This is a genomic window from Flavobacterium sp., from assembly GCF_044368625.1.
GTDB lineage: Bacteria > Bacteroidota > Bacteroidia > Flavobacteriales > Flavobacteriaceae > Flavobacterium.
On sequence record NZ_JBIPPD010000346.1, the window covers coordinates 1 to 3,513 of the forward strand.

The following is a 3,513-nucleotide window of genomic DNA, read 5'->3' on the forward strand; positions in this document are numbered from 1 at the left end:
GGTCAATGGCGCATCAGATAAAGCTGCGAGATGTTTCGAGCTTTTGAGTGGTGCGGCTTTAACTGATGCTGAAAGGAATGCTACTGATGGTAAATCATTTAACAGTGAGTGCCCTTGGCTTTTTAACACTCTTACTCGTTAGTGGATGTGGTAAGCCTCCGGTACAAGAAATTCAAATATCAGCAAAACCAGTTGATAAACCCGAATTAGTTTTACCGTATGCTGATCCAATTAAGTCACGTGATATTGAATGGGTAATCATCACACCTGATAACTACGAAGAAGTCTTTAATGACCTCGCGAAAAAGGGTAAACCCATTGTACTTTTTGGATTGACTGACAAAGGGTATGAAAACCTAGCGTTGAACTTGAGTGATATTCGTGGATTGATTCAACAGCAACAAGCGATCATCATTGCGTATGAAGGTTATTATAAAGAAAGTAACGCTGCTATTGATGCTGCTAATGAAGAAATAAATAATATCAATACACCAACTAACTAAGGTAATAACATGGCCGATGATTTAAATAAGCTGAAGACTGACGTTGAAGTCATTAAGCGCGATATCGGCGCAATACAAACCTTTTCTGGTAAGATCGATGATGCTATCGAAAAGATGGCAGAAATCTCGAATAGTATCTCAAAGATGCTTATTGTCCATGAGAATAAACTGCAAAACCATGACCAGCAAATTGATGGTATAAAGGTTTCAATGTCGGAAAGAAAGTCTGACTTTGAAAAACAAGTTGACCTATTGCATAAAAGAATATCGGATATGAAAGACGAAAACTATGCTGATCGCGAAAAGCATCACCAAGAGTTGCTTACTGCGATTAAACAAATAGCCGATAATCATAAGGCGCTCGATGATAGAATCACTGTCCTCGAGCAGTGGAAGTGGTACGTCATGGGTGGGGCTGTGGTCGTAGGCTTCGTCATCGCCCAAGTGCCATGGGATAAATTTTTCGGGTAACCGCACTTTTTGGTGTACAAACGCACTAAACTGAGTATAATGCTACTAAGCAATTGAATATACTTAGGATGGGTTGTATGAATCTTGTAGATGTAAAGTATTGTGGTATCCTGTCTACTCGTCTAGACAGGTTTAAAGTTAAGTCAATGAATCCTTACAAGGCAAACTTCAGATGTCCCATTTGTGGTGATAGTCAGAAGTCAAAGACACTTTGCCGCGGATGGTTGATTGAAAAGGATACTACCGCGATGTTCCACTGTTTCAACTGTGGGCAATCACATCCTCTTTGGCGACTGCTCAAACTTACAGATGTCGCGCTATACAACGACTATGTTATTGACTCTAAATTTGATAAGATGTCGTTACGAGCTCCGCATGAGAAACCAAAGGCTCTCGAGACTCTTACTGCTCCAGTGCCAAATTTTAAACGTACTGGTTCGCCCCTTCTTAAGATTAAGAGGCTCGGCCAACTTGCAGCAGATCATCCTGCTCGAGCATACGTTAATAAACGTAAGATCCCAACGAAAGCACATCATAGGTTGTACTATGCGCCTAAGTTTAACTCTTGGGTGAATAGTCTTATACCAGACAAACTTTCCACACCTGAAAGAGATCTACCTCGACTCATCTTACCCATGATTGACGCGTCTGGTCAAGTCTTTGGCTTTCAGGGCCGAGCGTTCGATAAGTTATCCATTCGATACATTACTATCATGCTTGAGGATAGAGCAAAACTGTTTGGTCTTGATCAAGTCGACTTTAACAAAAAGTACTATGTTGTAGAAGGTCCTATCGATTCTCTCTTCCTGTCAAACGCAGTAGCCATGGCAGGTGCAGATGGCAACGCAACAGGACTCGAAAATCTTGATAATGCGGTATTTGTATTCGACAATGAACCACGTAACAAAGAGATCGTTACTCGTATGGAGAAGATGATCGATCGCGGTTATAAAGTTTGTATTTGGCCTTCAAAGATTACAGTAAAGGACATTAACGATATGGTACTCAGCGGCCTTACGACCGCTGAAGTAGAGCTAATAATTGATCAGAATACCTACACTGGCTTATCTGGTAGGTTGACTCTTGCCGAGTGGAGACGCTGTTAAGCAGCCTCGTCTTCGTCTTTCTTTGAAGACTTAGTACCTGAACCAGATAGCATGATTCCTGATAGTGTACCTGTCAAGAACGTTGCGATTGGTTGGATGAGTTCAAAGAACTTTTGATCGTTAGGCGACACAAACATTGGTTGTGTCACATGAATAAGTGAGTAAAGAACTGCAAAGATTGTTCCGGTAAGCGTGAATGCTAAGCAAACGCCTACAATGAAACGAAGTTTTGCGTTGAGTTCTTCAATAGTATCTTTTTTGCCGGCCATTATTCTACCTCTTCATATAGTGGAGTTTCTTCTTCAATTACGACTTCAGCTGGTTTAATACCAACTGCAGCTTGAGATGCTTCAATCTCGGCGACCATTTCTGCGAGTTGCTCAGAAGATACCGGTGAACCGTCGAGAGTAACTAGGTTAGCTGGGCATGTTCCGGATGCAGTGCAGACTGGCGGTTCACACTCAGGTGTGCTCCAATTTGCTGGGTCTTGGCAAGCGTAACGATACTTATCATCTGCGAAGAACACCACGGCGAGTCCAAGAATTAAAGCCACGACTGGTAGGTATTTGTACATGTCTAAGAGTCCTGCTTTCATAGACCTATCCTTTCTTGTTGATTACGAAATCATAGTATAGGTCAAGGGTTACACGTTGTATTACACTTCATATTTATAAGTTGACATTATCATCATGTGTGATAGTATGGATTTTGGATCTTATAGATATCTAGTACTTAAAAATGAGGTGATTATGATTAGCGCGATTGTAGCATGTGATACTGAACATGGTATTGGTAAAAATGGTAAACTGCCATGGCCTTACCACGCAGAAGACATGAAATGGTTTCGTGAGAACACTACTGATGGCGTAGTTGTTATGGGAAGAAAAACCTGGGAGTCTATCGGCTCTATGAAGCTTCCGAAAAGAATAAATGTGATTCTAAGTAATCACCCAGAAAGACTGCATGGAATTCCAGATCGAGCACTTGATGTGGCTCCTCGAGAGATGGGAGCCATGCTACAGAACCTGCAAATGGAATACCCGTCTAAGAATATCTGGGTGATTGGTGGTGGTAACATTTATGCTCAAGCTATTCCATTTTGTGAAAGACTATATTTGACTAAGTTTAAAGAAGCTTATGGCTGTGATACTTTTCTTGATCCAGAACAACTTAAGCCATACATTCGATTAGTTGATAGTAAGAATTCTGATATTTGTTCTTTTAGTGTTTGGAGTCGTGTATGAAACAATATCATGATGCACTACAATATGTACTCGATAACGGAGAAGTTTGTTCTGATCGTACTGGAGTAGGAACTCGTTCAGTCTTTGGATATCAGATGAGGTTTGACCTTACTGAAGGGTTTCCAGCTGTTACGACAAAGCGGTTGGCTTGGAAAGCGGTTGTTGGTGAACTGCTTTGGTTTTTAGAAG

General features: G+C 41.2%; 7 protein-coding genes. 5 read left to right on the top strand and 2 right to left on the bottom strand.

Annotated elements, in window-relative coordinates:
* The first annotated feature begins 65 nt into the window (after positions 1-65).
* From ACIQ2X_RS16120 to ACIQ2X_RS16130, 3 genes are all read left to right on the top strand, one after another.
* The gene (locus ACIQ2X_RS16120; protein WP_396180010.1) at positions 66-503 is read left to right on the top strand and encodes a hypothetical protein; all 438 of its coding nucleotides are present in this window, start codon (positions 66-68) and stop codon (positions 501-503) included.
* 9 nt (positions 504-512) lie between these two features.
* Positions 513-974, top strand: coding sequence for a hypothetical protein (locus ACIQ2X_RS16125; protein ID WP_396180011.1), 462 nt, complete (start codon positions 513-515; stop codon positions 972-974).
* A gap of 146 nt (positions 975-1,120) precedes the next feature.
* Positions 1,121-2,080, top strand: a complete 960-nt coding sequence (locus ACIQ2X_RS16130; protein ID WP_396180012.1) for a hypothetical protein — start codon at positions 1,121-1,123, stop codon at positions 2,078-2,080.
* Here the strand turns inward: ACIQ2X_RS16130 and ACIQ2X_RS16135 are convergent.
* Together ACIQ2X_RS16135 and ACIQ2X_RS16140 are read right to left on the bottom strand one after the other, a co-directional pair.
* Positions 2,077-2,349, bottom strand: a complete 273-nt coding sequence (locus ACIQ2X_RS16135; RefSeq protein WP_396180013.1) for a hypothetical protein — start codon at positions 2,347-2,349, stop codon at positions 2,077-2,079. The genes ACIQ2X_RS16130 and ACIQ2X_RS16135 overlap by 4 nt on opposite strands.
* Entirely contained in the window at positions 2,349-2,675 is a 327-nt protein-coding gene (locus ACIQ2X_RS16140) for a hypothetical protein (RefSeq protein WP_396180014.1), read from the bottom strand. Before ACIQ2X_RS16140 ends, ACIQ2X_RS16135 begins: the two co-directional genes overlap by 1 nt.
* 154 nt (positions 2,676-2,829) lie before the next feature.
* Between ACIQ2X_RS16140 and ACIQ2X_RS16145 the strand changes: the two genes are divergently transcribed.
* The gene (locus ACIQ2X_RS16145; protein WP_396180015.1) at positions 2,830-3,324 is read left to right on the top strand and encodes a dihydrofolate reductase; all 495 of its coding nucleotides are present in this window, start codon (positions 2,830-2,832) and stop codon (positions 3,322-3,324) included.
* On the top strand, positions 3,321-3,513 hold a 193-nt coding region (locus ACIQ2X_RS16150; RefSeq protein ID WP_396180016.1), incomplete at its 3' end, for a thymidylate synthase. The genes ACIQ2X_RS16145 and ACIQ2X_RS16150, both read left to right, overlap by 4 nt.

Coding starts and splice junctions, on each gene's coding strand:
- ACIQ2X_RS16140 (WP_396180014.1), bottom strand. CDS start 2,675: ATGAAAGCAGGACTCTTAGACATGTACAAATACCTACCAGTCGTGGCT.
- ACIQ2X_RS16145 (WP_396180015.1), top strand. CDS start 2,830: ATGATTAGCGCGATTGTAGCATGTGATACTGAACATGGTATTGGTAAA.
- ACIQ2X_RS16135 (WP_396180013.1), bottom strand. CDS start 2,349: ATGGCCGGCAAAAAAGATACTATTGAAGAACTCAACGCAAAACTTCGT.
- ACIQ2X_RS16120 (WP_396180010.1), top strand. CDS start 66: ATGCTGAAAGGAATGCTACTGATGGTAAATCATTTAACAGTGAGTGCC.
- ACIQ2X_RS16125 (WP_396180011.1), top strand. CDS start 513: ATGGCCGATGATTTAAATAAGCTGAAGACTGACGTTGAAGTCATTAAG.
- ACIQ2X_RS16130 (WP_396180012.1), top strand. CDS start 1,121: ATGAATCCTTACAAGGCAAACTTCAGATGTCCCATTTGTGGTGATAGT.